Source organism: Streptomyces sp. NPDC002499, from assembly GCF_053595415.1.
In genome coordinates this window covers 22510-48702 of sequence record NZ_JBSFXO010000019.1, presented here as the reverse complement: position 1 = coordinate 48702, position 26193 = coordinate 22510, and the positions used below count along the sequence as shown (strand labels likewise).

Here is a 26193-nt window from a genome sequence, read left to right as displayed (position 1 = left end):
CGTTGATCGTCCCAGGAGGCAGGCCCATGCCGTTGCACAAAGGTCCCGAGCAGCCCGACGAACGCCCGCTGTCCGTCAACCCCTTCTTCGGGGAGGCGAATCCGGTCGGCGGCATGACCGAGGCGCCACCGAAGCACCGGCTGCCGGACGCCCCGATGTCACCGTCGTCGGCGTACCAGCTGGTGCACGACGAGCTGATGCTGGACGGCAACTCCCGGCTGAATCTGGCCACGTTCGTCACCACCTGGATGGAGCCCCAGGCGGGCGTCCTGATGGCGGAGTGCCGGGACAAGAACATGATCGACAAGGACGAGTACCCGCGCACCGCCGAGCTGGAGAAGCGCTGCGTGGCGATGCTGGCGGCGCTGTGGAACGCGCCGGATCCGGCCGCCGCCGTGGGCTGTTCGACGACCGGTTCCAGCGAGGCGTGCATGCTCGCCGGGATGGCCCTCAAGCGCCGCTGGACGCAGCGCAACGCCGACCGCTACCCGTCCCGGGACGCCCGCCCCAATCTGGTCATGGGTGTCAACGTGCAGGTCTGCTGGGAGAAGTTCTGCAACTTCTGGGAGGTGGAGGCCCGTCAGGTGCCCATGGAGGGCGACCGCTACCACCTCGATCCGCAGGCCGCCGCCGAGCTGTGCGACGAGAACACCATCGGAGTCGTCGGCATCCTGGGCTCCACCTTCGACGGGTCCTACGAGCCGATCGCGGAGCTGTGCGCGGCCCTGGACGCCCTCCAGGAGCGCACCGGACTCGACATCCCGGTGCACGTCGACGGCGCGTCCGGCGCCATGGTCGCGCCCTTCCTCGACGAGGACCTGGTCTGGGACTTCCGCCTCCCGCGCGTGATGTCGATCAACACCTCGGGGCACAAGTACGGGCTGGTCTACCCGGGCGTCGGCTGGGCGCTGTGGCGCGACAAGGAGGCGCTCCCCGAGGAGCTGGTCTTCCGCGTCAACTATCTGGGCGGCGACATGCCCACCTTCGCCCTCAACTTCTCCCGCCCGGGCGCCCAGGTGGTCGCGCAGTACTACACGTTCCTGCGCCTGGGCCGGGACGGTTTCCGGGCGGTGCAGCAGACCACCCGGAACGTGGCACGGGGGCTCGCCGACCGGGTGGCGGCCCTTGGCGACTTCCGGCTGCTCACCCAGGGCGACGAGCTGCCCGTCTTCGCCTTCACGACGGGCCCCGACGTGACGGCGTACGACGTCTTCGACGTGTCCCGGCGGCTGCGCGAGAGCGGCTGGCTGGTTCCCGCGTACACCTTCCCGCCGAACCGGGAGGACCTCTCCGTGCTGCGGGTGGTGTGCCGCAACGGCTTCTCGGTCGACCTCGCCGACATGTTCATCGAGGACCTGACCCGGCTGCTGCCGGAGCTGCGCCGCCAGTCGCATCCGCTGACCAGGGACAAGACCGTGGCAACCGGTTTCCACCACTAGGGGCTGATTCGCGCCTGCCCGACGAAGGACGGCAGCTGTTCACCGGACGTTCGAACAGCGGACAGTTCATACGGTCATCAGTGAGCACATGCCACTCATGGCCACCGCACAAGCATCCGACAGCAATCCGGTCGAACTCGAAGACGTAGCCGGCTGGTTTCCGCCCCTGGACCAGATCCTGTTCACCTGGCTCCTGGAGCGGCAGGAGGCGCAGGGCTGCCGGGGCGACCTGCTGGAGCTGGGCGCGTACCTGGGCAAGAGCGCGATCCTGCTCGGCCACCACCGGCAGCACGGCGAGGAGTTCACGGTCTGCGACCTCTTCGGCGGCGAGGCGCCGGACGGGGCCAACCGGGCCGAGACGAGGAAGTCGTACTCCTCGCTCACCCGGCAGGCCTTCGAGCGGAACTACCTCGCCTTCCACGACACCCTGCCCAGGGTGATCGAGGCCCCCTCGTCCGTGATCCGGACGGAGGTGGCCCCCGGGACCTGCCGGTTCGTCCACATCGACGCCTCGCACCTGTACGAGCACGTCCGCGACGACATCGGCGCGGCTCGCGACCTGCTGCTGCCCGACGGGATCGTCGTCCTGGACGACTTCCGCTCCGAGCACACCCCGGGCGTCTCGGTCGCCACCTGGGAGGCGGTGCTCAACCGCGGACTGCGCCCGATCTGCCTCAGCACCCAGAAGCTGTACGGCACTTGGGGCGATGCGGAGCCGGTCCAGGAGGAGCTGCTGGCGATGCTCAGGGAGCGGGCGGACTGCGGGCTGAGCGTGCAGCCGGCCGCGGGCCACCGGCTGATCCGCACCCGCGCCCACAAGGACCTCCGGCCGCCGCCCTTCCCGCCCTCCCGGTACCACTCGGCGCCCGAGACCCCGCAGCAGGCGACCGCCGCCCCGGCCTCCGCTCCCCCGCCGCGCCGCCCCCGGTCCCGCTCCCGTCGGATCGCGGTGGACCTGCTGCCGCCGATCGTGACCCGGGCGGTACGGCGGGCCCTTGCCGCTCGTCCGGCCCGCCCGGCGCGTCGGAGCCCTATCGGCTGAGGCGGGCGAACCTCCGTACCGCCAGCGGGAAGAACACCGCGAGCAGGCCCAGCGGCCAGACCACGGCCGCCCAGATGTGCCCCGTCTCCCCGCCGGGGCCGCCCAGCAGATCCCGTACGGCCGTCGCGGTCTGGGACATCGGGTTCCACTCGACGACCGTGCCGAGCCAGCCGGGCATCGAGGCGGGGTCGGCGAACGCGTTGGACAGGAAGCCGACCGGCCAGACCAGGATCTGCACGGCCTGGACCATCTCCGGTTTGCCCGCGACCAGGGCCAGTTGGATGCCGATCCAGAGCATGGCGAACCGGAAGAGCAGCAACAGGCCCATGGCGCCCAGGAATTCGGCCGGCGTGCAGTGCACGCGCCAGCCCAGCGCGAACCCGACGCCGACGAGGATCGTCAGGCCCAGCGCCGACTGGAGCATGTCGGCGGCCGAACGGCCCACCAATACCGCGCCGTTGACCATCGGCAGCGAGCGGAAGCGGTCGATCACGCCCCGGTCGAGGTCCTGGGTGACGGCGAGCATCGTGCCCTCCAGGCCGAAGGCCATGGTGAGCGCGAGCATGCCGGGGACGAGGAAGTCCACGTAGTCGCCCTCGATGCCGCGTCCGCCGCCGACCAGGTAGCCGAACATCAGCAGCAGCATCACGGGGAAGACCAGACCGACCAGCACCTGCACGGGCTGCCGTGCCCAGTGGGCGAGTTCACGGCGGGTCATGGTCCAGCAGTCGGTCAGCGCGTACGCGGTCATGCGGCGGCCCCCTTCGCGACGGACTCCTTCTTCGTGGCGGACGCCGTCGTGGTGACGGTCTTTGAACGGTCGTCGTCCTGATCCGTCAGCCGCAGGAACACCTCGTCCAGGGTGGGCCGGCGCAGGGCCACGTCCTCCGCCTCGATGCCGGCGTCCTCCAGGGCGCGTACGACGCCGGAGAGCGCGGCCATGCGGTCGGTGACCCGGGCGCTGAGCAGGCGGCGGTCGGGGTCGACGGAGACGTCGTCCTTGGGGACCGGCAACAGGGCGACGGCGGCGCCCAGTTGACCGGCGTCCCGGAGGACGACGTCGATGCGGTCGCCGCCGGTGGCCGACTTCAGTTCGTCCGGCGTGCCGTCGGCGATCACCCGGCCGCCGTCGACGACACAGATGCGGTCGGCGAGCTGGTCGGCCTCCTCCAGGTACTGGGTGGTCAGCAGCACCGTCGTACCGCCACCGGTCAGGGAGCGGACCGACGCCCACACCTCGGCGCGGCCGCGGGGGTCGAGGCCGGTCGTCGGCTCGTCCAGGAACAGCACCTCCGGGTCGGTGATCAGGGAGGCGGCCAGGTCGAGGCGGCGCCGCATGCCGCCGCTGTAGGCGCGGACCTGTTTGCGGCCGGTGTCGCCGAGGCCGAAGCGCTCCAGGAGTTCGTCGGCACGCGCGCGTGCGTGACGGGCGCCCAGGTGGTGGAGGCGGCCGAACATCTCCAGGTTCTGCCGGCCGCCGAGCTCCTCGTCGAGCGCCGCGTGCTGGCCGAGCAGGCCGATGCGCGAGCGGACCGCGCGGGCCTCGGTCACGACGTCGTGGCCGGCCACCTCGACGCGTCCGGCGTCGGGCCGCAGCAGGGTGGACAGGATCCGGACCAGGGTCGTCTTTCCCGCGCCGTTGGGGCCCAGGACTCCGTGCACCGCGCCGCGGGCGACCGTGAGGTCGAGCCCGTCCAGCGCGGGTTTACCGCCGTAGGCCTTGCGGGCTCCGTCGACGGTGATTGCGGTGTCGGCCACTGCCACTCCCTCTCCCCCAGCCGCCCCTGCCCGGTAGCGCTCAGCCAGGCAGGGACATCTAATCAAACTTGACTACTTCATCGACAGTAACGCCGCCGAGCCGATTGGTCAAACTTGATTAGCGGTCGTCCTCCGGATGCCGGTCCCCCGTCGCGTACGGGTTCTCCTGGCCCTCGACGAGGACGCCGACGAAGGGCTCGCCCTCACCGGTGAAGGTGTAGGCGCCGCCCTCGATGCGGTCGATGAGCCCTTGGGTCCAGGCCGAGTCGGAGTCGGCCGTGTGGACCCAGAGGTTCATGATCTCGCCGATGTGGCCGAGCTGTTCGGGGCCGTCCTCGGGGATGTAGTGCTCGGTGACGGCGCCCCGCCAGGCCCCGATCCGGCGGATGCGCTCCTTGAGGAGGGTCACCGCCTCGTCCCGGGTCAGCTCGACCAGGAAGCCGATGGCCGCCGACTGGATGTCCATCTTCTGGTCGTAGGCGACCAGGGACTCCCGCAGCAGCCGGAAGAACTCCTCGGTGCCCCAGTCGGTGATCTCGTACTCGGTGCGCGGCGGTCCGCCGGACGTGGACGGCGCGATCTCGTGCGCGTGCAGCAGTCCCTGCTTCGCCATCTGCTTCAGGGCGTGGTAGATCGAGCCGGGCTTGGCGTTGGACCACTCGTGCGCGCCCCAGTACTCCAGGTCGTTGCGCACCTGGTAGCCGTGGGCCCGCCCGTGCTGACGGACCGCACCGAGCACGAGGAGACGGATCGCTGACATGGGGCCAGCGTAGGACCAGCCAGGGGCCGTCCCTGGGTCAGCCCCAGCTTGCGCCCTGCTCCTGGGCGACCAGTTCGAAGGCCGTCTTTCCGTCGAGGGACTCGCGGATGATGTCGGCGTGGCCGGCGTGCCGGGCGAGCTCGCGGATCAGGTGCAGACAGAGCCAGCGCACCGAGACACGGCCCTCCGGCGGGAACCAGGGGTCGTTCGGGAGCGGGAAGGTGTCGTCCAGGCTCGGCACCGAGCGGACGTACGCCTCGGTCTCGGCGGCGACCTTCTCCCAGTAGGCGAGCTGGGACTCGACGGTCTCGCCGTCGACGAGCCGGAAGTTCTCGTGCCAGTTGGTCTCGTCCCGCTTGACGGCCGGCGGCTCCTGCTTGGCCCGTGCGATCCAGCCCTGCTCGACCTCGGCGACGTGCTTGAGCAGGCCGGAGAGGGTGAGTTCGCTGGCGCTCGGCCTGCCGGCGGCCTGCTCGTCGGTCAGCCCGAGCAGCGCCCTGCGGATGCCGCCGCGCTGCTCCTCGATGAACGCGAGCAGCGCGCCGCGCTCGTCGCCCTGGGCCTCTGCGGGAACGTGAGTGACCATGACCGGCCGCCTTTCGTCGGGTCTGTTCAAGGATTCCCCCTGACACCGACGAAGCTACGGGCCATTGAGGTCAGCTTCTGTCCTCAATGGCCCGCGCCCGAAGAGCTAGAACGGGAAGCCGCTGCGGCCGTGCTGGACCGAGATCCACTTCAGGGTGGTGAAGGCGTCCAGGGTCGTCTCGCCGTTCAGACGGCCGAGGCCCGAGCTCTTCTCGCCGCCGAAGGGGACGAGGGGCTCGTCGTGGACAGTGCCGTCGTTGACGTGGAACATGCCGGTGTCGATCTGCTTGGCGAAGGCGACGCCCCGCTCGATGTCACCGGTGTGGACGGCGCCGCTCAGGCCGTACGGCGTGTCGTTGACGAGGCGGACCGCCTCCTCCTCGCCGTCGAAGGTGATGAGGAACGCGACCGGACCGAAGACCTCCTGCTGGAGCAGGGCCGAGTCGGCCGGGACGTCGGCCAGGACGGACGGCGCGACCAGATTGTCGGTGGTCGTGCCGTGCAGCAGCGCCGTCGCGCCCTCGGCGATCGCCTGCTCGACGACGCCCGAAATGGCCTCCGCCTGCGAGGAGTTGATGACCGGGCCGATGACGGTCTGCGGGTCGCGCGGGTCGCCGACCTTGAGGGTCTTCACCTTGGTGACGAACTTCTCGGTGAACACGTCGGCGATCGAGCGGTCCACCAGCACGCGGTTCGCGGCCATGCAGACCTGGCCCTGGTGGACGTACCGGCTGAAGACCGCCGCGTCGACCGCGTAGTCGAGGTCGGCGTCGTCGAGGACCACGATCGCGCTGTTGCCGCCGAGTTCGAGGACCGAGCGCTTGAACTGGGAGGCGCAGACCGTGGCGACGTGGCGGCCGACCTTGTCGGAGCCGGTGAAGGAGATGACCTTCGGGATCGGGTGCTCGATGAAGGCGTCGCCGATCTCCGCGATGTCCGTGACGACGACGTTCAGCAGGCCGCCGGGCAGGCCCGCTTCCTCGAAGATCTTGCCGACCAGGGTGCCGCCGGCGATCGGGGTGTTCTGGTGCGGCTTGAGGACGACCGCGTTGCCGAGCGCGAGGGCCGGGGCGACCGACTTGATCGACAGCAGGAAGGGGAAGTTGAAGGGGCTGATCACACCGACGACGCCGACCGGCTCGCGGTAGACGCGGTTCTCCTTGCCGTCGATCGGCGACGGGAGGATCCGGCCCTCGGGGCGCAGTGCGAGGTGGACCGACTCGCGCAGGAACTCCTTGACGAGGTGCAGTTCGAAGCCGGCCTTGAGGTACGTGCCGCCGAGCTCGGCGATGATCACCTCGGTGATCTCCTGCTCGCGCTCCTCGATCACGCGCAGCGCCTTCTCGAAGACGGCACGGCGGGCGTAGGGGTTGGTGCGCGCCCACTGCTTCTGGGCCGCCGCCGCCGACTTGTAGGCCTCGTCGACCTCGTCGACCGTGGCTATGGTGATCGAGGCGAGCTTCTCGCCGTCGTACGGGTTGAAGTCGATGATGTCCCAGGAACCTGTACCCGGGCGCCACTCACCGTCGATGTACTGCTGAGCCAGGTCGGTGAAGTAGGACGACATGTGATCCCTCAATCGCTAGCAGACACCTGCACCACGTCACGGTCTGATCACGTGTCATCGTACTTGTGCGCTAAGCGAGTTGGGGACGGAGAGCAATCTTCTGGGGAGAACCCTGGGAGGGTCTGGGGAGATCCCTAGGAGAGCTGGAGCAGACCCCTCAGGAGGTCGCGGCTCTCGTCGGGGCCCGGGCTGTCCTGCTGGAGCTCCTTGAGGGCCTTCTCGTACTGCGCCACGTCCTCCTGTTTGTCCAGGTACAGGGCGCTGGTGAGCTGCTCCAGGTACACGACGTCCGACAGGTCGGACTCGGGGAACGACAGGACCGTGAACGCGCCGCTCTCGCCCGAGTGCCCGCCGAAGCCGAACGGCATGATCTGTAGCCGCACGTTGGGCCGCGCGGAGATCTCGATCAGGTGCTGGAGCTGACCGCGCATCACATTGCGGTCGCCGTAGGGACGGCGCAGGGCGGCCTCGTCCAGGACGATGTGGAACTCGGGGGCGTTGTCCGCGGACAGATACTTCTGCCGCTCCAGACGCAGCGCCACGCGCTTCTCGATGTCGGCCGGGCTCGCGCCCTTCATGCCGCGCCGCACGACCGCGCGCGCGTACTCCTCGGTCTGTAGCAGACCGTGCACGAACTGCACCTCGTAGGCGCGGATCAGCGACGCGGCGCCCTCCAAGCCCACGTAGGTGGGGAACCAGCTCGGCAGGACGTCCGAGTAACTGTGCCACCAGCCCGCGACGTTGGCCTCCCGCGCGAGGGAGAGCAGCGACATGCGCTCGGCCTCGTCCGTGATGCCGTACAGCGTCAACAGGTCCTCGACATCGCGTGTCTTGAAGCTCACCCGGCCCAGCTCCATCCGGCTGATCTTCGACTCCGAGGCGCGGATCGAGTACCCCGCCTGCTCTCGCGTGATGCCCTTCGCCTCACGCAGTCGCCTGAGTTGCGAGCCGAGCAGCATGCGCCGCACCACCGATCCTGGCTCTCCCGCGCTCACGTTCGCCAGCCTCCCCAACCGTCTTCAGGGGCCGCAGTCTGCCACTAAAACACTTCGAGCAGTACTCGTCCGATTACAGAGACGGCAATAAGTCAAAGATTCTGCACAGGTAAGGGGGAGGTGTTGGCAAGTAGGTCGCCGGAAGATGGCGGAAAAAATGGCCAACAAGCGGTACGGGAGGGTCCAATTCGGTCGCGTGCACGTGCATCTGCCCTTGCATCTGCCCTACGCATCCGAAACCATGGTCTCGCGCCACCGCTGCATCGCAACGACCGCGAATTCCCGGGAGTGCCTCGCATGGGGACGAATGGATCGACCATGCTCGAGCCGTTACGGCAGGGCCTTCCGCCGCTTGATCCCGCGGCCGTGTCCGACGCCGCGTCGTGTTCGCTGCCCGCCCGCTACGAAGCGGTGGGGGACGCGAGACGCTTCACGCGCCGGACACTGGACCAGTGGGACACGGGCGAGCGGTTCGACGACGTCTGCCTGGTGGTCTCCGAGCTCGTCACCAACGCCCTGCGGCACGCCCTGCCGGCGACCTGCGTCCGGGTGGACCACGCGCCGCCCGTGCGACTGCACCTGATGCGCTGGACCGAGCGGCTGGTGTGCGCGGTGCGCGACCCCAGCCAGGACTCCCCCGTGGCCCGCGAGACGGACGACTTCTCGGCCGAGTCGGGCCGTGGCCTGTTCCTCGTCGACTCCTTCAGCGACAGCTGGGGCTGGCACCCGCTGGCGGGCACGCTCGGCGGCAAGGTGGTCTGGGCGCTGTTCCAGCTGCCGGCCACGCCCGCGCCCACCACCGAGTGAGGCACCGCGGCGCTTTTTCGCGCCGCGGTTCTACGCGCGTCAAAGGTCCGGGCGTTCCCGATCGCCCGGAATCACCTCAGGGCGGGCAGTGCGTCAGCCCGCGACCAGGTGGTCGAACTCGCCGTCCTTGACGCCGGCCAGCATGGCCTCGATCTCGGCGCGGGTGTAGACGAGGGCGGGCCCGTCGGGGAAGCGCGAGTTGCGCACCGCGACCTCGCCGCCGGGCAGCCGGGCGAACTCCACGCAGGAACCCTGCGAGTTGCTGTGCATGCTCTTCTGCCAGGCCACCCCGTTGAGATCCGTGGCAGCCATGCCGTTGTACACGTCCCGGTCCACAGGTCGCTCCCCGGTGGTGCGGTGGCCCCTGGGGCCATTGATGCAGTGGTCAACTGATCCGGATCATAACCCTGTTCACGTGCAAATGCATGAGCAGATGCACGTGCACGCGGGGTGTTCTCTCGGTTACAGCTTTGACGACCCCTTTGCCGGAGTTGAACCGACGTGTGCCCCGGGGTCCCCGGACCATGCGATGCGGTTCACCGGGATCGAATCCCCCGTGCACTAGGAAGAGACGCAGACCGGGCCGTTCCTGTTCCAGGGTCCGTGAATCGATCCAGTGCGCGAGGCGTGGACGTTCGGGTGGGGCCGGTGACCGGGAAGTCTGTTCAGCGACCTGAACCGTAACTCACCTGCTGGTATACGGCAGCAGCGCCATCTCCCTCGCGTTCTTGATGGCCCGCGCCAGCTGCCGCTGCTGCCGAGCCGTGACCCGGGCGACACGGCGGCTGCGGATCTTGCCGCGATCCGAGATGAACTTCCGCAACAGGTCGGTGTCCTTGTAGTCGATGTACGTGATCTTCGCCTGGTCCAGCGGATTGGGGCGGCTGCCCGCACTCCTGCGGTCGGACCTGCGGTCGGTGGTGCGGGGCATCAGACCTCCAGAAAGGCGTCGAAGGCGGGCGGGAGCCGCTTCCAGGCGGTGCGGCCGGCGGCGTACTCGGTGTCGGTCAACAGGCAGGACTCCAGCAGCTGTTCGAGGCCGTCGCGGTCCAGGCCCGGCGAGGTGAAGACCAAGTGCTGGCAGCAGTCGCCGTGTTCGGCGTGCCAGTCCAGCGCGGCGGCTGCGCGGCGCACCGGCGGGACCATGTCCCAGGCCGCGTCGGGCAGCGAGGCCAGCCACGGACCCACGCTCTCCACGCACAGCGCGCCGCCGGCGGCGTCCCAGTGCAGCAGCACGTCGGGCTTGTCGGCCAGCCAGAACCGGCCCCGGCTGCGGGCGGCCGCGCAGGTCAGGTCCTCCAGGGCCGCGAAGAGCCGCTCCGGATGGAAGGGCCGGCGCCGGTGCCACACCAGGGTCGACACCCCGTGCGCGTCGGCCTCGGCGGGCAGCAGCGCACAGGCGGGATGCTGGGCGGCGGCCGCGGCCTCCACGTCGAAGCCGGCCAGGGCGGCCCGGGCGAGCGGGGAGGATCGTGCAGGTCGTGCGCCTTCCGATGCAGGTGCAGGTGCACCGGAGGGCCGGGGCGCCGGATCGGCGGATGGCTGGAAAACGCCCGTCACATCCCCGGAGTGGCCGCCCCGGACGGGGACTTGACGGGCTGTCGGATGCAGCTGGGCGAGCAGCTCGCGGTCCTCGTCGTCGGCCTCCGGGGAGTCGAGGACGGCGAGGACGGGGGCGTACTCCAGCTGGCGGGCGAAGGTGTCGGCGACCGTGCGCTGGTCGGTGGCGGCCGCGGCGAGGCCGCGTTCGGCGAGGTCGTCGCCGTTGCCGAGGTAGGGCAGCAGCAGCGCCGGGTCCACGGCGGTGATCACGCCGGTGACGGTCAGCCCTCCGGCCGCCACCACCTCGGCCATCGCCTTGGGCTCGACGGAGTCCCACAGCTCGACGACGGCGAGCCGGGTCAGCCCCGCGTCGGCGAGGCGGCGCAGCTCGGGGACCAGGTCCTCGCGCAGGGCGCAGCAGGCGCAGTCGTTGACGAGGGGCGCCTCGCCCGCGGAGAGCAGCCCGGTGGCGTCGCTGATGGTGCGAACCACCGTGCCCGCGGCGGCCGTTGCGAGGTCGTGGTGGAGTACGACACTGCCCGGCACGTCGGCCAGCAGCCGGGCGACCGTCGCCCTGCGCGCCTCGGCGTGCAGCCCGCCGACGATGACGACGGACAGACTCACGACGCCCTGCCCCGCTTCCCGAACCGTCGCTCGAAGCGCTCCACGCGCCCGGCGGTGTCCAGCACGCGCGCGGTGCCGGTGTAGAAGGGGTGGCTGACGTTCGAGATCTCGACGTCGACGACCGGGTAGGTGCGGCCGTCCTCCCACTCGATGGTCCGCCCGCCCGCCGTCGCCTCGTCCGCCAGCGTCGAGCGGGTGAGGAAGGCGTGGCCGGCGGCCCGGTCGCGGAAGACGACGGGACCGTAGGAGGGGTGGATTCCGTTGCGCATGGGGGTCAGCGCTCCTCTCGGAAGTCGACGTGGCGGCCTGCGACCGGGTCGTACTTGCGCAGGGTCAGGCGGTCGGGGTCGTTGCGCCGGTTCTTGCGGGTCACATAGGTGAAGCCGGTCCCCGCGGCGGACCGCAGCTTGATGACCGGGCGGAGTTCGTTGCGTGCCATGGTGCTACCTTACTGAAAATGAATTCCATTAACACCACTCGTGGTGACAACGATCGAGGAGAGGTACGTCACCCATGTCCGCGCACTGCATGCTGACCGGCGCCCGCCCCGGCTTCGGCAACCGCATCTCCCACTCGCACCGGCGGACCTCCCGCCGCTTCGACCCCAACATCCAGACCAAGCGCTACTGGCTGCCGAGCGAGGGCCGGCACGTCCGGCTGCGGCTGAGCACGCGCGGGATCAAGACCGTCGACGTGATCGGCGTCGAGGCGGCCGTGGCCCGGATCAGGGCGCGGGGGGTGCGGGTCTGATGGCGAAGAAGAGCAAGATCGCGAAGAACGAGCGGCGCCAGGAGCTCGTCGCCCGGTACGCCGGACGCCGCGCCGAGCTGAAGGAGATCATCCGCAGGCCGTCCTCGACGGAGGCCGAACGGCTCGCCGCCCAGCGGGAGTTGCGCAGGCAGCCGCGCGACGCCAGCGCGACGCGGGTGCGCAACCGCGACCAGACCGACGGGCGGCCCCGCGGCTACTTCCGCGCCTTCGGGCTGTCCCGGGTGTCTCTGCGCGGGCAGGCGCATGCCGGGTATCTGCCGGGGGTGCGCAAGTCCTCCTGGTAAGCCTCACAGCTGCTCCCCATGGCAGGAAGAGCGAGGGCTGGTAGCTTGCTGCGGGCGTTGCGGCCAACCGGCCACGGCTTGCCCGGGCCCGCGCGTCCGGGTCCTTTTCGAGCCGGGCCGGCTGTGCCGCGGGGTGCGTCCGGGCCGAGTCGAACGGGGTCCCGTGCGGTGGCTGCGCGTGCCGGGGCCGGTCTGCGGTCAGGGTCGGTCCGCGGTCAGGGTCGGCTCCGGAGGCGGGCCGCCGCTCGGCCGAGCCGTGCGGGCCGGGTCCCGCGACGCCGAGCTGATCCGAAAGACCGGTCCTAGAGCTTGGGAGTTACCAGTGACTTCGGCGACTACGAAGGTGCGGATCGTGGCCGCGGCCGCGGGTCTGGCGGGCGCGCTCGCGCTCACCGGGTGCAGCGACGGCGGTTCGGACGACGGCGCCTCGTCGAACCCCAGCGCGTCCGCGACCTCCACGGCGACCGCGGACACGGGCGGCGGCTCCGGCGACTCCAGTGCCTCCGCCTCCGGTGATTCCGACGGGACGACCGCGTCCGACGGTCTGCAGGGCAGTTGGCTGGCCACCACCGACGGCAAGGCCGTGGCGCTGGTGGTCAACGGCAAGCAGGCCGGGCTCTTCTCGACCGGCGGGACCGTGTGCAGCGGGACCGCGGGCGAGGAGGCGGGCATGCAGATGATCCACCTGACCTGCACCGACGGCAGCAAGCAGCGGGCGACCGGGATGGTCGACTCCGTGAACAAGTCCGCCCTCGCGGTCACCTGGTCGGGCAGCCTCGGCAAGGAGACGTACGCCAAGGCGGAGGGCGGACAGCTGCCGTCGGGGCTGCCGACGGCGAGTCTGGGGCAGTAGCGCGGCGGCAGGCCATCGGCTCGGTGGTCAGCCGGCGGTCCGCCGACGGTCGGTCTGTCGGCCGCGATCCGCTGCGATCCACCGCGGTCCGGGCGGGGGGCGGGCAACCGGCTCGCACATTCGTGCGTGATGATCCATGCACGCGTCTCATCGACGTCACTCCCCCGAAGCACCCGAGGACCCTCATGCGCGCCACCCGGATCACCGTCGCCGCCTTCGCCGCGGCCCTCCTTCTGACCGCCTGCGACGACGGTGGCGGTGACGGCGGGAGCGACAGCGGCGCGAGCAAGGCCGCCGGTGGCGGCTGCACGCTCGACTCCGTCGGGGTGCAGGTCGACGCGAGCCCGGCCCCGGCCGCCGGCGACAGCGGCAACGTCACCGTGACGATCACCAACCGCGGCTCCCGGTGCACCCTGGACGGCTACCCGGGCGTCGACCTCACCGCCGGCAAGACCTCGGCCAAGGTCCCCGAGGACAAGGCCTCCGCGGCCGAGAAGCTGACGCTGGCCAAGGACGCGACGGCCTCCTTCACGATCACCTACGTGCGCGGCGAGGCGGGCGGCGCGAAGAGCCTGGCGGTGAAGACGGGCACGTTCACTCTGCCCGGCGCCGACGCCGACCACGGCTTCGCGTGGTCGTACGGCGAGGTCGCGCTCAAGGGAGACGCGGGCACGCCGGACGCCTCGGTGACGGCGTTCACGCAGGCGGGCGACTGACGGCGGAGGCGGGGGTAAGGGTCGGCGAGGCACCGGCGGGGGTGCCGGCAGGCGGAGCGCCCGCGGGACGCCTCCGTCGTACGTCGCTCACGGGAGCCGGGGCCGGGCGCCGACCTGGGCCCGGTCGGCCGCCTCGGCGCCCTCGGTCCAGCCCGCCGCGTCGGTCACGCCCCGCAGCCGGGTCGTGGTCGTCTCGGGGAACATCCGGTCCGCCTCCGCCGTGACCGCGACCTCACGCGTCGCCAGCACCGGGAGCAGGTCGTCGGTCACCTGGGTCTCGGCGGCAGCCGCGAGGCGGGTGCCTATCCGGTGCGCGTAGGCCGCGAGGAACGACTGCCGGAAGCTCTTCGTACGCCGCCGGCCCCCCGCGCGCTGCGCCGCCTCCGCCTTCGTCATGGCCGTCTGGGCCTGGACCAGCAGGGAGGCGTAGAGCAGTTCGACCACCTCCAGGTCGGCCTCGAAGCCGACGACGGTGGAGAAGGCCAGCGGTTCGTTCCACACGGCACGGCAGTGGTTCGCGTCGGCGACCGCGTCCAGCAGCACCGCCTTGGCCTGCTCGTACGGCGGCTCGACACCGATCCGGCAGGCGCCGGGCGCGTCCTTCGCGGGCCCCTGCGCGGCGAGCAGCGCCTCGTCGATGCTGTGCCGGGCGGTCAGCTCCTGCGCCTTGGCGGTGAGCGCCTCCGCCTCCTCGGGGAACCCGGTCGCCTCGGCCTTGGCCAGCAACGCCCGGATACGGGTGAGCATGCGGGACTCGGGCCGGGGCCGACCGCCGGCCCGCTGATCGGGTCTGCCGTGCTGCTCGTCGAGGGGTTCGAGGCTCGGCAGGCGCAGCAGCAGGCGGTACAGCTCCAGGACCGCGGTGGCGTGCGAGAAGCGGTCGGCGCGGGGCGGTGCGTCGCCGGGGCCCGGGAGCGACTCCACCTGCGCGGTCCAGCGAGGCCCGCGCGGGCGGTCGTCCGGCGCCTGCTCACGGATCAGGGCCGATACGAGGTGGATGTGTACGTCGTCCAGCTCCCGGCGGACGATCCGCACGACGTCGGCGGGCTGCCAGCCGCGCCGCCAGGCCGCTGCCACGAACTCCCGGCCCCGACGGGCGAGTTCGGCGTCGGCCGCCGGGTCCGCGGCCAGCACGGACGCGCCCGTGTCGAGGGCGGAGTCGGCATCGGCGGCGTAGAGGGCGGCCGCGAAGGCGCGCTCGACGGGGCTGGTCGGCGTACTGGTCACGCTTCGATCGTGACACGGGGCACTGACAGGGCGGCGCCGGGTCAGCCGCGGTGGAGCGCCAGGGCCGTGGGAACGGCGGCCGCCGGGTCGAGGTGGAGGAGCCAGGTGGCGTCGGAGTGGCACATGAGCCGCAGGTGCGCATCGCCATTGGCCGACTGGAGGTCGGCGGTGACCAGGGCGCCGAGTTCCACCGCGCTCGCCACGTCGTACGCCCCCTCCGCCAGGCGCCGGCGGAGCAGCACGGCCAACTGCTCGGCGACGTCCGGGAACCCGTAGTGCTCGGTGAGCAGCCGGGCCGTCGCGTCGACGATCTCGGTGGCGGTGTTCGTCGTCAACGTACGCATGGCAGCCGAGTCAACCACCGTCGGCCGGAGCCTCACACGGTGTTCTTCAAAAGAGGAGTCCCCTTTCTGTCAACCCGAGGTTGACACCTTCAGACTGTCAACCTACGGTTGACACATGACGACGAAACCGACCATCACGTCCTCCGTACGTCTCGACGACATCATCGACGCGATCAAGAGGGTGCACGTCGAACCCCTCGACCAGCTCCAGGACGCGGTCATCGCCGCCGACCACCTCGGCGAGGTGGCCGACCACCTCATCGGCCACTTCGTGGACCAGGCCCGGCGTTCGGGCGCGTCCTGGACGGACATCGGCCGGAGCATGGGGGTCACGCGGCAGGCCGCGCAGAAGCGGTTCGTGCCCAAGGAGTCGACCGACCTCGACCCGAACCAGGGGTTCGGCCGGTACACCACACGCGCGCGCAACGTCGTGGTGGTCTCGCACAACGCGGCCAAGTCCGCGCGCAACTCCGAGGTCGTCCCGGCCCACCTGATCCTCGGCCTCACCGCCGAACCGGACGGCCTGGCGGCCAAGGCGGTCGTGGCCCAGGACGTCACCCTCGACGCACTCGTCGAGGCCGCGACCGCGGCGCTGCCGGCCGGCGTCGAGTCGCCCCCGGAACTCGTCCCCTACGCCTCCGACGCCAAGAAGGTCCTCGAACTCACCTTCCGCGAGGCCCTGCGGCTCGGCCACAACTACATCGGCACCGAGCACATCCTGCTGGCCCTGCTGGAGTTCGAGAACGGCACGGGCGTCCTCTCCGCCCTCGGCATCGAGAAGACCCCCGTGGAGGCCGCGCTCAGCAAGGCGCTCGCGGGGTATCTGAAGGCGCCGGGCGGGGTGAGCGAGGAGGACTGAAGGGGCTGACGGGGGCTGACGGGGGCTGAAAGGAGGGGCACAGGGCTCAGGGGGCGGTTGATCGCGAGGGCGTTGTCAGAGGCGGCTGCGACACTCGCAACCATGACCGATCGCTGGGCGCTCGCTCCGGCCGAGGGTGGTGGCGTGGAGGCCGCGCCCCTCGGTCCCGACGGGGTGCTCGCGGGGCCGGCGCGCCGGGAGGCGGAGCCCGGGGCCCTCGTGCGCGGGCTGCCGGAGGTCACGCGGTGGGTGTGGCGGTCCACCGCCGAGATGTATCCGCGGCTGCTCGCCGCCGGCGTACGGGTCGAGCGGTGCTACGACGTCGAGGACGCCGAGACCCTCCTGCTCGGCCACGAGGGGCGGTACGGGGAACCCCGCTCGGCCGCCGCCGCCCTGGCCCGGCTGCGCGGCGGCCCCGTACCCGCCGACCCGCCGACCCGCTCCGCCGAACCCAACGCCCAGTCCCCGCTCTTCGAGCCGCAGAGCATCAATCTGCCGCTGCCCGACCTCGCCGCGGTCTACGCCGAGCAGCAGCGACGGCACGACACGACCGCGCACCCGGACCGGATGCGGCTGCTGACGGCGGCCGAGTCGGCGGGGATGCTGGTGGCCGCCGAGATGAACCGCTCGGGGCTGCCGTGGAGCGCCGAGGTGCACCGGCAGATGCTGCACGAGCTGCTGGGCGAGCGGTACGCGGGCGGTGGCGAGCCCCGGCGCCTCGCCGAGCTCGCGGACGAGGTGTCCGCCGCCTTCGGGCGCCGGGTCCGGCCGGATCTGCCCGCCGATGTCATAAAGGCGTTCGCACAGGCCGGCATCAAGGTCAGGTCCACCCGCCGCTGGGAGATCGAGTCCGTCGACCACCCGGCCGTGAAGCCGCTGGTCGAGTACAAGAAGCTGTACCGGATCTGGGTGGCGCACGGCTGGTCCTGGTTGCAGGACTGGGTGCGTGACGGGAGGTTCCGGCCCGAGTTCCACGCGGGCGGCACGGTCACCGGACGCTGGGTCACCAACGGCGGGGGCGGGTTGCAGATCCCCAAGGTGATCCGGCGCGCGGTGGTCGCCGACCCCGGCTGGCGGCTCGTCGTCGCCGACGCCGACCAGATGGAGCCGCGGGTGCTGGCGGCCATCTCGCGCGACCCCGGCCTCATGGAGGTGGCCGGCCGGGAGACCGACCTCTACCAGTCCGTCTCCGACCGCGCCTTCTCCGGCGACCGCGCCCAGGCCAAGCTCGCCGTGCTCGGCGCGGTCTACGGTCAGACCTCCGGCGACGGCCTCAAGAACCTGGCCGCGCTCAGACGCCGCTTCCCCAAGGCGGTCGCGTACGTCGACGACGCCGCGCGGGCCGGTGAGGAGGGCCGGCTGGTGCGGACCTGGCTCGGGCGGACCTGCCCACCGGCGGCGGGGGCCGACGAGGACGCGGAGGAGGCGGGCATCCCCGTCGGGGACGACGACTCCGACGCCCGCCAGTGGACGCCGGGTTACGCCTCCACGGACGCCCGCGCCCGAGGCCGCTTCGCCCGCAACTTCGTCGTCCAGGGCAGCGCAGCCGACTGGGCCCTGCTGCTGCTCGCCGCACTGCGCAGGACCTGTGCGGACATGGCGGCCGAGCTGGTCTTCTTCCAGCACGACGAGGTGATCGTGCACTGCCCCGAGGAGGAGTCGGAGACGATCGTGGCGGCGATCCGCGAGGCGTCCGACCTGGCGGGACGGCTGACGTTCGGGGAGACGCCGGTGCGGTTTCCGTTCACGACGGCAGTGGTGGAGTGCTACGCGGACGCGAAGTGATCAGTGAGGTGATCAGTGGGGGCCGGGTTCGCGGGCGGTTTCGATCACGGTTTCGGTGACGGTCTCGGTGACGGTCTCGGTGCCGGTTTCCACGCCGGGGGCGACGGCCAGTTCGCGGGCGAAGTCGCGGACCAGGTCGTGGGGGGCGTAGCGGCCGTATGCCGTCTCCTCCAGGAGGGCCACGTCCACGAGGCGGTCGAGGGCGGCCTCGGCGCGGCGGGCGTCGATACCGGCCAGGCGGGCGAGGAGGGGTGCGCCGTACGCGGGGAGGTCGAGGGTGCCGATGCCGCGCAGTACGAGGGCCGCGTCCCGGTCGGCCCGGCGGGCGGAGGCGGCAAGTGCGTCGTGGGCCACGGCCAGGGAGCGGCGGACGCTGAGGTCGTCGTACTCTAGGTGGTTCAACCGGCCCTGTTCGTCGGCCAGTTGGCCGGCCAGGGCGTCCGGGGTGAGGGCGCTGCGGGCGGCCAGTCGGGCGGCGACCACGCGCAGGGCGAGCGGGAGCCGGCCGGTGAGTGCGACGAGGGGGTGGGCCGCGTCGAGGCCGGCGCGTCCGCTCACCGCGCGCAGCAGCGCGGCACTCTCCTCGTCCGACAGCGGTGCGAGCGGGAAACGGTGGGCACCGTCCAGCGCGGTCAGCGGCGAACGGCTGGTGACGATCACCGCGCAGTCGGCTCCGCCGGGCAGCAGCGGTCGTACCTGCGCGGCGTTCACGGCGTCGTCCAGGACCAGGAGGGTGCGGGTGGGGGCGAGGAGTGAGCGGAGCAACGCGGCTGCCGCGTCCGGGTGTTCGGGGATGCGGCGGGGGTCGGTGCCGAGGTCGTGGAGGAGGGTGGTGAGGGCTTGGGTGGGGGTGAGGGGGGTCATGCCCGGGGTGGCGCCGTGGAGATCGACGTAGAGCTGACCGTCGGAGAAACGTTCCTTCAGGGTGTGGGCGAGGTGGAGGGCCAGGGCGCTTTTGCCTATGCCGGCCATGCCGTTGATGACGGTGATGGTGGGGGCGGGGGCTAGTACAGGGGCGGTGGGGGTGGTGAGCCCGTCGGGGGTGTCGTGCAGGGCGTTGCGCAGGGCGGCGAGGACGGCGGCCCGGCCGGTGAAGTGGGCGGGGGCTGGGGGAAGTTGGGCAGGTGGGGGTCGGTCTTCGCGCGTAGAGAAGAGGACCGTGCCAGTGGTGGCTTCCCTGAGGACCTCCACGTGGGCCTCGCGTACCGTCGGGCCCGGTTCCACGCCGAGTTCCTCGATGAGGCGGGTGCGGAGGTCGCGGTGGACGGCGAGGGCTTCGGCCTGTCGGCCGGTGCGGTGCAGGGCGAGCATCAACTGGCGGTGGTACGCCTCCCGTAGCGGGTGCTCGCCGGCCAGGGCCGCCAACTCCGGTACGAGGGCGTCGAGTCGGGGGCTGCCGACGGCCAGTTCGGCGTCGTAGCGCCATTCCAGGAGCAGGAGCCGGGCCTCGCGGAGCCGTCGGACGAAGGCGTATCCGCTTGTCTCGGCCGGCAGGCCGCTGAGCGGGGCGCCTCGCCAGAGTGCGAGGGCCGCCGTGGATTCACGGATCGCTCGCACCCAGTCGCGGGTGGTGTGCGCGTCACGGGCCGCGGCGAGGTGCTGCTCGAAGACGTGGACGTCCAACTCGCCCTGTTCGACGCGCAGTACGTAGCCGGGTGGTGCGGCTCGTAGGCGGTCGGGGTCGTGGAGCAGTCGTCGTAGGCGGGCCACGTGGTTGTGCAGGGAGGCCTGTGCGGAGGGGGGTGGGGCGCCGCGCCACAGAGCGTCCTTGAGTGCCGGGACGGAGACGACCCGGCCGTTGTCGATCAGGAGGGTGGCGAGCAGGGCGCGGATCTTGGGACTGCTGATGGGAGTGAGAACTGGAGCACTGAGATCGTCGCTGTGGGAGTCGAACAGCACCGGCGTACCCAGCAGTCCGAAGCGCAGACCGTGCCGCATCACGCCGTTCACTGCCCTTCCTGCGCCTCAGCTCCTGGGCTTCGGCGCCGCGCTCGCTCTCGGCGGGATTCCGCCCACCGTCGCGGCTTGTCTTCCTTGTCGCCCTTGTCGTCCTCAGTCTTTCTTGGCCAATGTTAGCGATCTGTTGGCGCGGCCTGATGTGATCACTACATCGGATCTGGCCCCGGGGGTGCGCGCGTACGACGCGTTGCTCGGGGGAGTGACGCCGCCGCGGCCGGATCCCGATGCCGTCAGATGACGGGCGGGCGGCCGAGGCGTGAGAGCTGCCATACCGTGCGCCAGCGCATCGGACGCCGTTCGCCGGCCGGTTCCCGCAGCCCCTCCACGAAGCCGCCGAACCAGGCCCGCAGGCCGGGTCCCGAACGGGTCCGTACGAGGGTGAGCAGGGTCCATACGCCCAGGTGAACCGGTATGAGGAGCAGGGGCAGCCGACGGCGGACGAGCCAGACGCGGTTGCGGGCGGTGACGCGGTGGTAGATGGCGTGGCGGGCGGGCGAGGTCTTCGGGTGGCGGAGCAACAGCTCGGGGGCGTAGCGGATCCGCCAGCCCGCGTCGGCGGCGCGCCAGGCCAGGTCGGTCTCCTCGTGCGCGAAGAAGAACGCGGCGGGCCAGTCGCCGATCTCGTCGAGCATGGCCGTGCGGAAGGCGTGGCCGCCGCCGAGGAAACCGGTGACGTATCCGCCGCGCATCGGATCGGCGTTGCCGACTCTGGGCACGTGGCGCCGTTGGGTCTCGCCGTTCTCGTCGGCGATCCGGAACCCGACGATGCCGAGCCGCGGTTCGGCCTCGAAGAGGTCCCGTACGCGTCGCAGTACGTCCACGTCGACGAGGAGTCCGTCGTCGTCCAGTTCGACGACGTAGTCGATGTCGTCGAATGCGCGTAGTTCGCGGAGCGCGATGTTGCGGCCGCCGGGGCAGCCGAGGTTCTCGTCGAGTTCGAGTTGGGTGACTTCGCCGGGGAGGGCGAGGCGGGTGGCGTAGTCGGGGAGCGGGCAGCCGTTGCCGACGATCACGATCCGCGCGGGTGCGAGGTCCTGCTTGGCGACCGACTCCAACAGCGCGTCGACCTCGGCGGGACGGTTCCCCATCGTCACCACGGCGACGGCGATCCTCGCCGACGCCTCCGGGCCAGCCAGGTCACCCATGCCCTCACCCCATCCCGACCGGCAGCATGACGCGCGATGCTAGCCGTTCACGGTAAGGACTTCTTAAGCACCCCGTCGATTTCCCTCAATACCCGGGATTTCGCTCCGTATCCCGACGGTTCGTGCGGGCGTCACGAGGGCGTGGCTTCGCGCCCTACCGATTCGCCGTGGCGCCCGCACGGTTCTCCTTGCGTCGTACGAACTTCAGCCCCGACCAGTCCTCCCCCAACGCGGCGACCTTCACATCGACGATGCCCAACGGGAGGAAGAGGTCCCGCAGATCGTTCTCAGCAATATCACTGACGTGGCCGGCGGCTTTACGAGGCCAGGCGATCCAGAGCATGGCGCTGTCGGCGAGGGCGCCGACGAGGACGGGGGCTTCGGCGGCGAGAGTGGCGTGGGTGCGGAAGAAGGCGAGGGTGATGTCGGCGGGGTGGGATTCAGGGTGCCGGTGCCCTTCGGAGGCGGGGGTGAGGTCTACGTCGTCGGGAAGATCGGGAATGTCGAAGGAGTCCGGGGCGTGCAGCAGGCGTACCCGGTGGCCGGGCTTGATGCCGATCTTCTTGGCGAGCGGGGTGCCGGAGTAGCCACCGCCCGTCGCGTTGTCACTGTGACCGGCCATGTCGCGGCTCCTCGGTGAGGGGGGTGAATCGGTGGGACATCATCTTTGCGCGATCAAGGTCTGAATCTCTGGCACGGCAGACGCGGCCGGGACGGGAACGCCGCGTTCCTCGCTTCGCTCAGGGACCGCCCCAACCCGTCGTCTCGTCGTCCGGGTCCTCGGTGGCGTAGAAGGTGGGGCCCAGGTGGGTCGCCAGGGTGTCGCCCGGGATGGCCGTTCGGGTCACGGGGCCCGTTCCGTCGGGTGGCTGTGTCAGCTGGGCGTAGTAGCCCAGGGTTCCCCAGTCCGTCGGGCGGTGGAAGGTGAAGTCGACCTTGTCGTGGGGGTATTCGGCGCGGAGCAGGGGGAGCACCGTCTCCAGGTCGTACTCGGCGTCGGGGCCGCTGAGCACCACGGTCACGTGATCCGGGGCCGTTCGCCATACCCGTACGTGGGCGTTGCCGGACCAGGTGTGGGGGTGGGTCGGTCGCCAAGGGTGCTCGTCGCGGATCAACTCGGGGTGGACGTGTTCCTCGGGCATGGCGGTGAGTTCCCCTCCTCTTCTTCCCGGCGCGACGGCGACTTTCGCGTGGGCGCTCCCGTAGTAGCGTCGACACAGGGTAGAGACGTAGAGACGTGGCGGCACAGGCATACGGGGACCGGGAGCAGCGTCGGCGGCGGAAGGCGGACGGGCGGGTGAGTGGGGCGATGAACTGCGAACCTGAGCCCGAGCTGCCGCGATCCGACCTGCTGCAACCCGAGTTGCCGCGACCCGAGTTGCTGCGACGACCCGAGTCGCTTCGGCCTGAAGCCGCTATTCCGCTCGCGCCCCTGCCGGGGCTGAAAGGTGTCGCGCGGCGGTACGGGACCGGGCTCAAGGGGCCCGAGTTCGCCGAGGCGCAGCTCGTCGGGGCCGGCTGGGCTGCCGTGCCGGTCGTGGTGGCGTTGCTGGGGCTGCTCGTGCCGGGGGTGCGGAGCGCCGCGTTGGTGTGTGCGGTGGTGCTGGGGGCGGCCGTGCTGGCCCGGTCGCTGCTCCTGGTCGTCTTCGAGCGCCGCCAACACGCCTACGAGCCTTGCTGGTTGGCGGACCGGACCGCCGACCTGCGTACCCACCACTTCCCCCTCCTGCGCTGCGCCGTACGCTCCGACGAGGTCCCGGGGCCGCCCGAGGTCTATGACCTGACCCGGGGCAACCAGGTCGGCGAACTGCTCAGGCGCCGGGAACGGGACCGGACCGTCGGCACCTTCTCCCAGGCCACCCTTCAGTTCGTCTGTGCCGTCGGCCGCGACGAACTCGCCGTGCTCGCCGAAGTCCGCCGAGAGCTCGACGAGTTGGACTTCCAGCCGGTACGGCCCGGCACGCCCCAGGCCTGGGTCCGCTTCCCCGCGGCCAGCTATCTCGCACTGCCCGACACCGGCCGCAGGCCCGCCCGCCGGGCCTACTGGGTGCTGTCCGGGCCGGTGTTGGTGTCGGCGGTGGAGGCGACGGCCCGGGCCGGCTCGGCCAGATGACGCTGGAGCAGCTGGTGCCGGAACTCGTAGTGACCGTTCATCTGCCGTAGTACTTCCCGCCGTTGGGCGTCCTCCATGAACGCCATCAGCCGCCGCGGAGTGTGCCCGCGCACCGCCAGCCACCCGCGGGTGGCCACGAACCGCCCCCACGAACTGGACCCGAGCGCCATCAGCCCCAGTCCGGTGGCGCTCAGCAGCGCCCCGCCGGCCGCCCCCATCAACGCCTCGACCGCGGTGGGCAGTTTGTCGATCAGGGTGACGTCGTCGAGCTGCGGGGTGCGCCGGCCCGCCTTGATGGAGCCGCCGAGGTAGGCACCGGTGAGCGCCCCCGCCACGGCGCCGGCCAGCCAGGCGTAGAGGACCGTGGCGCGGTCGGAACGCAGCAGCGTGGTGGGGGTGATGGCCTCCATGAGGTCGCTCGGTTCGCTGAAGTAGCGGGCGGCGGCGAACGTGATACCGCTCAACACCCCGCCGATCACCACGTATTGAGGTCTCTCGTAGAGGAACGCGACGATCACCGCGCAGGCGGCGCCGCCCACCACCCCGAAGCCGAGCACCCGTTGCAGCGCGTGCGAGGAGGGCGGTCGTACGGATCTCAGCCGCGGTTTGGCCCGGCGCGGATCGTCCCCTGGCACCAACTCCACCACCAGCGCCCCGACCAGCGCCGCGCCCAGCCCGATCCACAGGCCCAGCAACGGGCGCCCGAACAGGGCGAACAGGGCGACCGTCGGGATCGAGCAGCCGATCGCCGCGTTGACCAGGGCAAGCGTCAGATGCACCCACTGCGGTACGGCCCGGTGCAGCTGCCACCAGGCCAGCCGCCCTGTGTCGGGGTCGACGTTGCGGGCGAGGAAGGTCAGATGGCGGCGGGCGTCCTCGGCGCTGTAGTGCGGGGCCTTGTCGCGGGGCCGGAGGTAGGCCTGGGTGATGAAGGCCCCCAGCAGCCGCTGCCCGATCCGTTCCTCGGCCTGGGCCTCCGCGTCCGCCCCATCCCCATCCCCATCCCCATCCCCAGCTGGAGCGCCATCCCCAGCCCCCGCGTTCGCGTTCACCCCGCCCGCCGAGAGGATCTCCCGCGGCAGCGATCCGTCCAGCGACACGGCCAGGGAGAGCATGAACGGCGTCTCCAGCACCCGCGCCAGCGGCCCGTCCGGCCGTTCCTCCAGGGCGGCGAGCAGCGGTTCCAGGACCGGCCCGGGGCGGGCGGTCTCCAGAACTCCGCGCGCCTCGTCCGCCCGCAGCGGCTGCAGTCGTACGACGAGCGTCTCGCGCAGCATCCCGTCGGCGTCGAGGGCGTCGAACTCCTCGGTACGGCAGGCCAGTACGAAGGAACGGCCCTCCAACCCCGTAGCGACACCCCGCAGTAGGGCGGCCCGGTCGGCGGCCTGGTCGAGTCCGTCGAGGACCGGCAGGACGTGGTGCCGGACGAGTTCGGCGCAGATCAGGCGGTTGCGCGTCCGGTCGGTGGAGGCCGGATGGACCGCGGTGAGTTCGTCCGTCATCCAATCCATGAGCGGACGGGCCGGGTCCCAGGAGGAGATCTGGAAAATCACGGGCACCAACGGGCCGACCGGCTCGGCGAGTTCGAGGGTGGTCAGCACACAGACCGTCGTCTTGCCCGCCCCCGGGTTCCCGGTCACCACCAGCCGGGACAGACCGCCCGCCCGCACGCGTCGGGCGAACGTGCCGGTCAGTTGGTTGAGTTCACCCTCCTCGGGCAGTTCGGCCGCCAGCCGCGAGAACCGCTCCGAGCCGGGCCGCCGCCGCCAGCGCACCGCCATCCGGCGGTCCTCGAAGAGACCGCGGTTCCTGCTCTCGGCCACCCACGCCTTGCGCATGCTCCGCGCCAGCGCGGGCACCTGCGCGGCCACCGCCTCGTCCAGCGTGGCGGCGGGACGCAGACCGCTGTACAGCACGGTCGTCACGATGGCGGCGACGGCGAGCACGACGGGAATCAGGGAGACCCACAGGTCCAACGGCTTGAGATCACCGCTCCTGAGCCCCTGTACGCCGACGACGACCGTCGCCACCAGGACCGCGCTCAGCACGACGGAGAGGCCGACCTTGAGCGCGCGCCGGCCCTTCACGACCGGGTCTCCGATCCGGCCGGCGGGAGGGCGTCCGTGCTGCGGGCGAAGACGGTCAGTACGGCGGATCTCCCGGCGGCCCGGCTCGTCAGCCGACCGAGGACGGGGAGCGTACGGCCCACCCACGCCTTGAGGAGCAGGAAGGAGAGCATCCCGCAGTACTGCCGGGCGGCCCGCCTGCCGTAGCACGCCACCAACCGCGGCCGCATGCCCCGCAGTTGCCCCACGATGTGCGCCAGGGTGACCACCCCGAGGGTGGCGAGGGTGGTCACGCCGTGCGCGCGATCGGGGCCCACGTCCATGTAGTCGTCGAGGGACTGAAGTGCTTCGCCCAGATCCATGACGAGGTCGCGTTCGGTGGGCCCCAGCCCCGGTTTGACGATGCCGCACAGGATCAGATGGGCCGAACTGCCCTTTCCCCGCGTGATCTTCTCCAGCACGTCGACGGGAACGTCCGCCTCCCGCTGCCGGCGCGACAACACCTGGAACTCGTGCAGCGAGGCGATCGCCGCGAACACGTCGTCGCCGGGTGTGTACCCGAGCCTGTGCTCCAGTTCCCGCACGATCCGCCCGAGCAGCAGTTCGGCGTCCGTCCCCGCGGTGAAGGGCCGGTTGCCCATCAGGTCGGCGAGCCGGGCGTCGGCGGCGGGATCGGTCTCGCCGTCGATGAGATCGTCGTAGAGGCGGGTGACGGCACCGGCCAGCACGGCGACGTCGAGCGGGAGCGTACGTCCGGTCAGACGGGCGTAACCGAGCATCGCCAGACCGAACTTGACGCTCATCGCACGCAACGACCCGTCGGCGCGGGCACGTTCACGCGCGTCGGCGAGGCTCTCCACCAACAAGGGCGCGACGACCTGCTCGTACGCCGCACCGAGCCCGGGCAGCGCACGGTAGGAGGCCACGACGGTCGAGGGCAACCCGGCAGCCA

28 protein-coding genes and 1 pseudogene are annotated in these 26193 nt (G+C 71.2%); 10 read left to right on the top strand and 19 right to left on the bottom strand.

Annotated features, from left to right (window positions below; all coding sequences use genetic code 11):
• The first annotated feature begins 26 nt into the window (after positions 1–26).
• Both ACWD5F_RS43230 and ACWD5F_RS43225 read left to right on the top strand, forming a co-directional pair.
• Positions 27–1439: a glutamate decarboxylase gene (locus tag ACWD5F_RS43230; RefSeq protein ID WP_451261633.1), complete on the top strand. Its 1413-nt coding sequence runs from the start codon at positions 27–29 to the stop codon at positions 1437–1439.
• A gap of 97 nt (positions 1440–1536) precedes the next feature.
• Entirely contained in the window at positions 1537–2481 is a 945-nt protein-coding gene (locus tag ACWD5F_RS43225) for a class I SAM-dependent methyltransferase (protein WP_451261632.1), read from the top strand.
• Here ACWD5F_RS43225 and ACWD5F_RS43220 read toward each other — a convergent pair.
• The 6 genes from ACWD5F_RS43220 to ACWD5F_RS43195 form a co-directional block, all read right to left on the bottom strand.
• Positions 2471–3232, bottom strand: a complete 762-nt coding sequence (locus tag ACWD5F_RS43220) for an ABC transporter permease (RefSeq protein WP_451261631.1) — start codon at positions 3230–3232, stop codon at positions 2471–2473. The genes ACWD5F_RS43225 and ACWD5F_RS43220 overlap by 11 nt on opposite strands.
• Entirely contained in the window at positions 3229–4239 is a 1011-nt protein-coding gene (locus ACWD5F_RS43215; protein ID WP_451261630.1) for an ATP-binding cassette domain-containing protein, read from the bottom strand. The genes ACWD5F_RS43220 and ACWD5F_RS43215 overlap by 4 nt, the downstream gene beginning before the upstream one ends.
• Before the next feature lie 118 nt (positions 4240–4357).
• Positions 4358–4999, bottom strand: a complete 642-nt coding sequence (locus ACWD5F_RS43210) for a PadR family transcriptional regulator (protein WP_451261629.1) — start codon at positions 4997–4999, stop codon at positions 4358–4360.
• Between the two features lie 37 nt (positions 5000–5036).
• Positions 5037–5585: a DinB family protein gene (locus ACWD5F_RS43205; RefSeq protein ID WP_451261628.1), complete on the bottom strand. Its 549-nt coding sequence runs from the start codon at positions 5583–5585 to the stop codon at positions 5037–5039.
• A gap of 105 nt (positions 5586–5690) precedes the next feature.
• On the bottom strand, positions 5691–7151 hold the full coding sequence (locus ACWD5F_RS43200; protein ID WP_451261627.1) for an aldehyde dehydrogenase family protein: 1461 nt from the start codon (positions 7149–7151) through the stop codon (positions 5691–5693).
• 134 nt (positions 7152–7285) lie between these two features.
• Positions 7286–8110: a helix-turn-helix domain-containing protein gene (locus tag ACWD5F_RS43195; RefSeq protein WP_401719612.1), complete on the bottom strand. Its 825-nt coding sequence runs from the start codon at positions 8108–8110 to the stop codon at positions 7286–7288.
• 354 nt (positions 8111–8464) lie between these two features.
• Between ACWD5F_RS43195 and ACWD5F_RS43190 the strand changes: the two genes are divergently transcribed.
• The gene (locus ACWD5F_RS43190; RefSeq protein ID WP_451261626.1) at positions 8465–8953 is read left to right on the top strand and encodes an ATP-binding protein; all 489 of its coding nucleotides are present in this window, start codon (positions 8465–8467) and stop codon (positions 8951–8953) included.
• 93 nt (positions 8954–9046) lie between these two features.
• On the opposite strand, the gene ACWD5F_RS43185 is transcribed toward ACWD5F_RS43190, so the two are convergent.
• The 5 genes from ACWD5F_RS43185 to rpmG form a co-directional block, all read right to left on the bottom strand.
• Positions 9047–9265: a DUF397 domain-containing protein gene (locus ACWD5F_RS43185; RefSeq protein ID WP_401719615.1), complete on the bottom strand. Its 219-nt coding sequence runs from the start codon at positions 9263–9265 to the stop codon at positions 9047–9049.
• A gap of 373 nt (positions 9266–9638) precedes the next feature.
• Positions 9639–9884 carry a 30S ribosomal protein S18 gene (rpsR, locus tag ACWD5F_RS43180; RefSeq protein ID WP_451261625.1) on the bottom strand — a complete coding sequence of 82 codons (246 nt, stop codon included), beginning with the start codon at positions 9882–9884 and terminating at the stop codon, positions 9639–9641.
• Entirely contained in the window at positions 9884–11119 is a 1236-nt protein-coding gene (locus ACWD5F_RS43175; RefSeq protein ID WP_451261624.1) for a CobW family GTP-binding protein, read from the bottom strand. The genes rpsR and ACWD5F_RS43175 overlap by 1 nt, the downstream gene beginning before the upstream one ends.
• Positions 11116–11388, bottom strand: a complete 273-nt coding sequence (locus tag ACWD5F_RS43170) for a type B 50S ribosomal protein L31 (protein ID WP_451261623.1) — start codon at positions 11386–11388, stop codon at positions 11116–11118. Before ACWD5F_RS43170 ends, ACWD5F_RS43175 begins: the two co-directional genes overlap by 4 nt.
• Before the next feature lie 5 nt (positions 11389–11393).
• On the bottom strand, positions 11394–11558 hold the full coding sequence (gene rpmG / locus ACWD5F_RS43165; protein ID WP_451261622.1) for a 50S ribosomal protein L33: 165 nt from the start codon (positions 11556–11558) through the stop codon (positions 11394–11396).
• 74 nt (positions 11559–11632) lie between these two features.
• On the opposite strand from rpmG, the gene rpmB reads away from it, so the two are divergent.
• From rpmB to ACWD5F_RS43145, 4 genes are all read left to right on the top strand, one after another.
• On the top strand, positions 11633–11869 hold the full coding sequence (rpmB, locus tag ACWD5F_RS43160) for a 50S ribosomal protein L28 (RefSeq protein WP_401718769.1): 237 nt from the start codon (positions 11633–11635) through the stop codon (positions 11867–11869).
• Positions 11869–12174, top strand: coding sequence for a 30S ribosomal protein S14 (rpsN, locus tag ACWD5F_RS43155; RefSeq protein WP_451261621.1), 306 nt, complete (start codon positions 11869–11871; stop codon positions 12172–12174). The genes rpmB and rpsN overlap by 1 nt, the downstream gene beginning before the upstream one ends.
• Before the next feature lie 322 nt (positions 12175–12496).
• Entirely contained in the window at positions 12497–13027 is a 531-nt protein-coding gene (locus ACWD5F_RS43150) for a hypothetical protein (protein WP_401718774.1), read from the top strand.
• Positions 13028–13212: 185 nt separating this feature from the next.
• Positions 13213–13743 carry a DUF4232 domain-containing protein gene (locus ACWD5F_RS43145; protein ID WP_451261620.1) on the top strand — a complete coding sequence of 177 codons (531 nt, stop codon included), beginning with the start codon at positions 13213–13215 and terminating at the stop codon, positions 13741–13743.
• 87 nt (positions 13744–13830) lie between these two features.
• Here the strand turns inward: ACWD5F_RS43145 and ACWD5F_RS43140 are convergent, their stop codons facing one another.
• Positions 13831–14970 carry a DUF2786 domain-containing protein gene (locus ACWD5F_RS43140; RefSeq protein ID WP_401718780.1) on the bottom strand — a complete coding sequence of 380 codons (1140 nt, stop codon included), beginning with the start codon at positions 14968–14970 and terminating at the stop codon, positions 13831–13833.
• A gap of 41 nt (positions 14971–15011) precedes the next feature.
• Positions 15012–15305, bottom strand: a complete 294-nt coding sequence (locus ACWD5F_RS43135) for a hypothetical protein (protein WP_451261618.1) — start codon at positions 15303–15305, stop codon at positions 15012–15014.
• Positions 15306–15429: 124 nt separating this feature from the next.
• Here ACWD5F_RS43135 and ACWD5F_RS43130 point away from each other — a divergent pair, with 124 nt between their 5' ends.
• The gene (locus tag ACWD5F_RS43130; RefSeq protein ID WP_451261617.1) at positions 15430–16173 is read left to right on the top strand and encodes a Clp protease N-terminal domain-containing protein; all 744 of its coding nucleotides are present in this window, start codon (positions 15430–15432) and stop codon (positions 16171–16173) included.
• 102 nt (positions 16174–16275) lie between these two features.
• A complete protein-coding gene (locus ACWD5F_RS43125; protein WP_451261616.1) occupies positions 16276–17958 on the top strand; it encodes a bifunctional 3'-5' exonuclease/DNA polymerase in 1683 nt (560 codons plus the stop codon).
• A gap of 45 nt (positions 17959–18003) precedes the next feature.
• On the opposite strand, the pseudogene ACWD5F_RS43120 reads toward ACWD5F_RS43125, so the two are convergent.
• The 4 genes and pseudogenes from ACWD5F_RS43120 to ACWD5F_RS43105 form a co-directional block, all read right to left on the bottom strand.
• Positions 18004–19896 (bottom strand): annotated as a pseudogene (locus ACWD5F_RS43120) (BTAD domain-containing putative transcriptional regulator); the annotation flags it as partial.
• Between the two features lie 251 nt (positions 19897–20147).
• The gene (locus ACWD5F_RS43115; RefSeq protein ID WP_401718791.1) at positions 20148–21062 is read right to left on the bottom strand and encodes a glycosyltransferase family 2 protein; all 915 of its coding nucleotides are present in this window, start codon (positions 21060–21062) and stop codon (positions 20148–20150) included.
• A gap of 154 nt (positions 21063–21216) precedes the next feature.
• Positions 21217–21684 carry a DUF3052 domain-containing protein gene (locus ACWD5F_RS43110; RefSeq protein ID WP_451261615.1) on the bottom strand — a complete coding sequence of 156 codons (468 nt, stop codon included), beginning with the start codon at positions 21682–21684 and terminating at the stop codon, positions 21217–21219.
• A gap of 118 nt (positions 21685–21802) precedes the next feature.
• Positions 21803–22204 carry a hypothetical protein gene (locus ACWD5F_RS43105; protein WP_451261614.1) on the bottom strand — a complete coding sequence of 134 codons (402 nt, stop codon included), beginning with the start codon at positions 22202–22204 and terminating at the stop codon, positions 21803–21805.
• 167 nt (positions 22205–22371) lie between these two features.
• Here ACWD5F_RS43105 and ACWD5F_RS43100 point away from each other — a divergent pair, with 167 nt between their 5' ends.
• Complete coding sequence (locus tag ACWD5F_RS43100; RefSeq protein WP_451261613.1) at positions 22372–23175, top strand: hypothetical protein; 804 nt, start codon at positions 22372–22374, stop codon at positions 23173–23175.
• Here ACWD5F_RS43100 and ACWD5F_RS43095 read toward each other — a convergent pair.
• Together ACWD5F_RS43095 and ACWD5F_RS43090 are read right to left on the bottom strand one after the other, a co-directional pair.
• Entirely contained in the window at positions 23103–25262 is a 2160-nt protein-coding gene (locus ACWD5F_RS43095; RefSeq protein WP_451261612.1) for a hypothetical protein, read from the bottom strand. The genes ACWD5F_RS43100 and ACWD5F_RS43095 overlap by 73 nt on opposite strands.
• A complete protein-coding gene (locus ACWD5F_RS43090) occupies positions 25259–26167 on the bottom strand; it encodes a hypothetical protein (RefSeq protein WP_451261611.1) in 909 nt (302 codons plus the stop codon). The genes ACWD5F_RS43095 and ACWD5F_RS43090 overlap by 4 nt, the downstream gene beginning before the upstream one ends.
• Positions 26168–26193 lie beyond the last annotated feature (26 nt).

Coding starts and splice junctions, on each gene's coding strand:
- ACWD5F_RS43145 (WP_451261620.1), top strand. CDS start 13,213: ATGCGCGCCACCCGGATCACCGTCGCCGCCTTCGCCGCGGCCCTCCTT.
- ACWD5F_RS43185 (WP_401719615.1), bottom strand. CDS start 9,265: ATGGCTGCCACGGATCTCAACGGGGTGGCCTGGCAGAAGAGCATGCAC.
- ACWD5F_RS43195 (WP_401719612.1), bottom strand. CDS start 8,110: ATGCTGCTCGGCTCGCAACTCAGGCGACTGCGTGAGGCGAAGGGCATC.
- rpsN (WP_451261621.1), top strand. CDS start 11,869: ATGGCGAAGAAGAGCAAGATCGCGAAGAACGAGCGGCGCCAGGAGCTC.
- ACWD5F_RS43200 (WP_451261627.1), bottom strand. CDS start 7,151: ATGTCGTCCTACTTCACCGACCTGGCTCAGCAGTACATCGACGGTGAG.
- ACWD5F_RS43105 (WP_451261614.1), bottom strand. CDS start 22,204: ATGCCCGAGGAACACGTCCACCCCGAGTTGATCCGCGACGAGCACCCT.
- ACWD5F_RS43100 (WP_451261613.1), top strand. CDS start 22,372: ATGAACTGCGAACCTGAGCCCGAGCTGCCGCGATCCGACCTGCTGCAA.
- ACWD5F_RS43220 (WP_451261631.1), bottom strand. CDS start 3,232: ATGACCGCGTACGCGCTGACCGACTGCTGGACCATGACCCGCCGTGAA.
- ACWD5F_RS43225 (WP_451261632.1), top strand. CDS start 1,537: ATGGCCACCGCACAAGCATCCGACAGCAATCCGGTCGAACTCGAAGAC.
- rpmG (WP_451261622.1), bottom strand. CDS start 11,558: ATGGCACGCAACGAACTCCGCCCGGTCATCAAGCTGCGGTCCGCCGCG.
- ACWD5F_RS43130 (WP_451261617.1), top strand. CDS start 15,430: ATGACGACGAAACCGACCATCACGTCCTCCGTACGTCTCGACGACATC.
- ACWD5F_RS43115 (WP_401718791.1), bottom strand. CDS start 21,062: ATGGGTGACCTGGCTGGCCCGGAGGCGTCGGCGAGGATCGCCGTCGCC.
- ACWD5F_RS43125 (WP_451261616.1), top strand. CDS start 16,276: ATGACCGATCGCTGGGCGCTCGCTCCGGCCGAGGGTGGTGGCGTGGAG.
- rpmB (WP_401718769.1), top strand. CDS start 11,633: ATGTCCGCGCACTGCATGCTGACCGGCGCCCGCCCCGGCTTCGGCAAC.
- ACWD5F_RS43170 (WP_451261623.1), bottom strand. CDS start 11,388: ATGCGCAACGGAATCCACCCCTCCTACGGTCCCGTCGTCTTCCGCGAC.
- ACWD5F_RS43205 (WP_451261628.1), bottom strand. CDS start 5,585: ATGGTCACTCACGTTCCCGCAGAGGCCCAGGGCGACGAGCGCGGCGCG.
- ACWD5F_RS43230 (WP_451261633.1), top strand. CDS start 27: ATGCCGTTGCACAAAGGTCCCGAGCAGCCCGACGAACGCCCGCTGTCC.
- rpsR (WP_451261625.1), bottom strand. CDS start 9,884: ATGCCCCGCACCACCGACCGCAGGTCCGACCGCAGGAGTGCGGGCAGC.
- ACWD5F_RS43210 (WP_451261629.1), bottom strand. CDS start 4,999: ATGTCAGCGATCCGTCTCCTCGTGCTCGGTGCGGTCCGTCAGCACGGG.
- ACWD5F_RS43110 (WP_451261615.1), bottom strand. CDS start 21,684: ATGGCCGGTCACAGTGACAACGCGACGGGCGGTGGCTACTCCGGCACC.
- ACWD5F_RS43190 (WP_451261626.1), top strand. CDS start 8,465: ATGCTCGAGCCGTTACGGCAGGGCCTTCCGCCGCTTGATCCCGCGGCC.